General features: G+C 36.6%; 6 protein-coding genes. 5 read left to right on the forward strand and 1 reads right to left on the reverse strand.

Annotation, left to right across the window (positions count from 1 at the left end; genetic code table 11):
• The first annotated feature begins 102 nt into the window (after positions 1–102).
• From BUB87_RS13705 to BUB87_RS13725, 5 genes are read left to right on the forward strand one after another with little or no spacing between them, the layout of a single operon-like run.
• Entirely contained in the window at positions 103–384 is a 282-nt protein-coding gene (locus BUB87_RS13705) for a BMC domain-containing protein (protein WP_073346617.1), read from the forward strand.
• A 2-nt stretch (positions 385–386) separates the two neighbouring features.
• The gene (locus BUB87_RS13710; RefSeq protein ID WP_073346619.1) at positions 387–719 is read left to right on the forward strand and encodes a BMC domain-containing protein; all 333 of its coding nucleotides are present in this window, start codon (positions 387–389) and stop codon (positions 717–719) included.
• Positions 719–1348 (forward strand): phosphate propanoyltransferase, encoded by a 630-nt coding sequence (gene pduL / locus BUB87_RS13715; protein ID WP_073346622.1) that lies wholly within the window; start codon positions 719–721, stop codon positions 1346–1348. Before BUB87_RS13710 ends, pduL begins: the two co-directional genes overlap by 1 nt.
• 9 nt (positions 1349–1357) lie before the next feature.
• Positions 1358–1633, forward strand: a complete 276-nt coding sequence (locus BUB87_RS13720) for a EutN/CcmL family microcompartment protein (protein WP_073346624.1) — start codon at positions 1358–1360, stop codon at positions 1631–1633.
• Entirely contained in the window at positions 1634–2194 is a 561-nt protein-coding gene (locus tag BUB87_RS13725; protein WP_073346627.1) for a BMC domain-containing protein, read from the forward strand. It begins immediately after the preceding gene.
• Positions 2195–2260: 66 nt separating this feature from the next.
• On the opposite strand, the gene BUB87_RS13730 is transcribed toward BUB87_RS13725, so the two are convergent.
• Positions 2261–3841, reverse strand: coding sequence for an APC family permease (locus BUB87_RS13730; RefSeq protein WP_143156724.1), 1581 nt, complete (start codon positions 3839–3841; stop codon positions 2261–2263).
• Positions 3842–3879 lie beyond the last annotated feature (38 nt).

Here is a 3879-nt window from a genome sequence, read left to right on the forward strand (position 1 = left end):
TTAAAGAAACAATATTTAAATATCAAAGATCTTTATTAATCTTGTTAAAGGTCGACCTTTTTGGTTGATTACAAATCATATTATACGAGGGGTATAAAGGATATGAAATATGACATTGCAATAATTGAAGTAAGGGGCTATGTGGCTGCTGTGGTAGCTTTAGATATTATGTTAAAAACTGCGAATGTTGAGCTTTTAGCATATGAACCGCGCTTAGGTGGGAGATTAGTTACAATTATTGTTAAAGGTGATATATCGTCGGTAACAGCATCGCTAAAATCTGCCGTAGCTGCACTGCAATCTGAAGATAAGGTGGCTTCGTATGCTGTTGTAGCCAATCCCCACAAAGAGATACTGAAATTTTACGATAAGGAGGTAAAATAGGAATGCCTAACGAAGCATTGGGCATGATCGAAACCAGAGGATTAACGGCAGCGATTGAAGCAGCTGATGCTATGGTTAAGGCAGCTGACGTGGTTTTAGTTGGAACAGAAAAAATAGGATCAGGTCTTGTTACAGTTTTTATAAGAGGTGACGTGGCTGCGGTTAAAGCGGCTACAGAAGTTGGGGCGCAAGTTGCCCAAGGTTTAGGTGAAGTAGTTGCAGTCCACGTTATACCTCGGCCTCATGCTGAAATAGAAGATATATTACCTCGGTTTAACAAAAAACCTGACGATAACACGTCTGCCCAGGTTAATCCTAAACAGGATGTGAAATAATGGAACGCGAGGAATTGGTTAGACTTATAACGCATTTAGCTATAGAAGAATTAAATAAACTTCAAGGCATACCAGTGGGTGTATCTGCTCGCCACGTTCATTTGAGCCGTGAAGACCTTTATAAACTTTTTGGAGAAGGAGCGACTTTACATGTAAGAAACATGTTGATGGGCGATGAATTCGCTGCTCAGGAGACCGTGGTTCTCATAGGACCAAATCTATCCACATTAGAAAAAGTAAGAGTTTTGGGTCCTGTAAGAGAAAAGACTCAGGTGGAATTATCAAAAACCGATTGTTTTAAGTTGGGAATTGATGCTCCTGTGAGACCTTCCGGAAACATATCAGGATCCGCATCTATTATAATTGTGGGGCCAAAAGGAGTTGTAAAATTAGAAGAAGGGTGTATAGTTGCTAATAGGCATATACATATGACTCCCGAAGATGCAAAAAGATATGGACTCAAAGATAATGACATAGTTAAAGTTAGGGTAAGAGGTGAAAAGGGCGGAATATTAGATAATGTGCAAGTGCGTGTCAGTGAAAAATTCAGGACAGAAATGCATGTTGATACCGATGATGCCAATGCCATGGGTATACGATGCGGTGACAAAGTGTTTATATGTCATTGAGGTGATGAGATGATTATTTGCCAGGTTGTCGGAAATGTAATAGCGACACGTAAAAGTGAAGAGTTAGTAGGATATAAGCTCTTAATAGTGAAGCCTGTGCGCAAGGACGACAAAAAGCAAACTGACTATATGATAGCTGTTGATAAAATAGGTGCGGGTGTTGGAGAGTATGTAATTGTGGCTTTAGGAAGCGCAGCATATAAAGGATTAAGGGAGGAAAATGCCCCTATTGATGCAGCTGTGGTGGGAATTTTAGATAACACAGATTTCAAGGACGTGATATAGGTGCGCAAAGCAGTAGGTCTTATCGAAACAAAAAATGTAACAAAGGGCATATTGCTTGCAGATAGAATGTTAAAACAATCACCAATTGAGATCTTAAAAGCTATTTCCCTCTGCCCGGGAAAATATATGGTTATTTTGGCGGGAGATTTGGCTGCTGTCTATAGTGCTGTTCAGATAGGTAAAGAAGAGTTTAATAATAATATTTTAGATTCATGTGTTTTAGGAAATATTGATCAGCAGGTTATAAAGGCGTTATCAGGGCATATTAGAGATGACCTTTGTAAAGATGCTTTAGGAATAATTGAGACATATACGGTAGCGGCAGCTATATTGTCTGCAGATACGGCTGTTAAGACAGCAGTTGTAGATTTAGTTAAGATAAAAGTTGCTCAGGGCCTTGCAGGTAAATGCTATACAATATTAACAGGTGATGTTACAGCCGTGGAAACCTCCATAAAAAGGGGAATTAGCACAATAAAAAGCGAAAATCTTGTAGATTGGGCAGTAATACCATCACCTGATATTGGCGTATGGAATAGTATAATATTAGACGAAAGATAAAAATAAAAAAGCAAAGAGTATTATCACTACAATTGTTTAATACTCTTTGCTTTTAAAATCAAATACTCATTTCTTTAACTTAAAAGGTACAACACTGATAACTACATCATATTTAAAATGAAAATACGCACGCAAATATAACCCCGTTTGATTATGCAATAACCTGTGCCATAGTTTTTTAGGTTCAAATTCGGGTATCAAAACTGTTATAAAATCATTAGGTCCAATTCGACTTCGCATATGAGCTATATAATTTGCCAGCGGTCTTAAAATAGTACGAAACGGAGAATATATTATTTTTAATTCTATCCCTGGATTCCACTGTTCCCATTTTTTCTGTATTTCTTCTATATCTTCTCTGTTAATACTTATATATAACGCTGTAATGTTTGAATCAGGAGAAATCATTCGGGCATACAATAATGTTTTTTCAACTACGCGGTTAACACCGGAAATAGGCATTATAACATAATTTTTACCTATTGGTAAATCTTTTGCTTTACCATAATGATCTTTTGGTAATCGCAATTGCTCTCTTATATCGTTATAGTGTTTATAAATTTTTTTATATACAATAATTAATGAAGGTATAAAAACAACTACCAACCAAGCCCCGTAAATAAATTTAGTAATAGCAATGATTACCACTATTATGGCTGTTGTTATGGCTCCAATAGCATTTATTATTGCTCTTATATGCCAGTTAGCACCTTTTTCGCGATTCCAGTGGATAACCATTCCGCTTTGAGAAATGGTAAATGATATAAACACACCTAGGGCATAAAGTGCAATAAGATGTTCAGTATTGCCTCTAAAAGCGTATATAAATAAAGCTGACACGATGCTTAACAACACTATGCCTCCGGAATATACCAATCGTTCTCCGCGAGCTGCTAGATATCTAGGCACGTAGTTATCACGTGCTAATAACGCTAACAAAGGTGGTAAACCATTAAACGATGTATTAGCTGCTAAATAAAGGATTAACATTGTAGTTATCTGTATATAGTAATACATCCAGCCATGACCAAAAATTTTGGACGCTAATTGGGAAAGCATAGTTTGATTAGTTTGAGGAAGCAAATGATAGTGAAGTACCAAAAACGAAATACCACCAAACATGATGCCAAGAATAAGCGCCATTAAGAAAGTAGTTTTTCTTGCATTTTCTACTTCGGGTGGTTTAAACGCGGTTACACCATTGGATATAGCTTCTACACCTGTCATTGAACTACATCCACTGGCAAAAGCCCTCAATATCACAAAAAGAGCACCGGCATCAAATGAAAATCTGAGAGATGCTGATGGTATAATAGGCTGTCGGCCTGTTAGCGTAGATATTATTCCTGCTATTATAAGAATAATTATACCGATAATAAACCCGTATGTAGGAAAAACAAAAACTGTGGATGATTCACGTACACCGCGCAAATTAATGAGCATAAGTATACCAAAAAGCACACATAAATCAATCAATAAATGATAAGGTCTTAAGAAAGGAAACGCTGATGTTATAGCATCTGTTCCTGACGATATACTAACTGCAACGGTTAAAGTATAATCAATAAAAAGAGAAGCAGCTGCGATTAATGGAGACTGTAAAAAATTTTGTGTAAAATGATTAAAAACCTCTTTCTTGGTAAGAATTCAAAAATAAAACAAACCGAGAAGGAGGTTTTTAAAAA

Origin of the sequence: Caldanaerobius fijiensis DSM 17918 (genome assembly GCF_900129075.1) — a bacterium.
Classification (GTDB): Bacteria; Bacillota; Thermoanaerobacteria; order Thermoanaerobacterales; family Caldanaerobiaceae; genus Caldanaerobius; species Caldanaerobius fijiensis.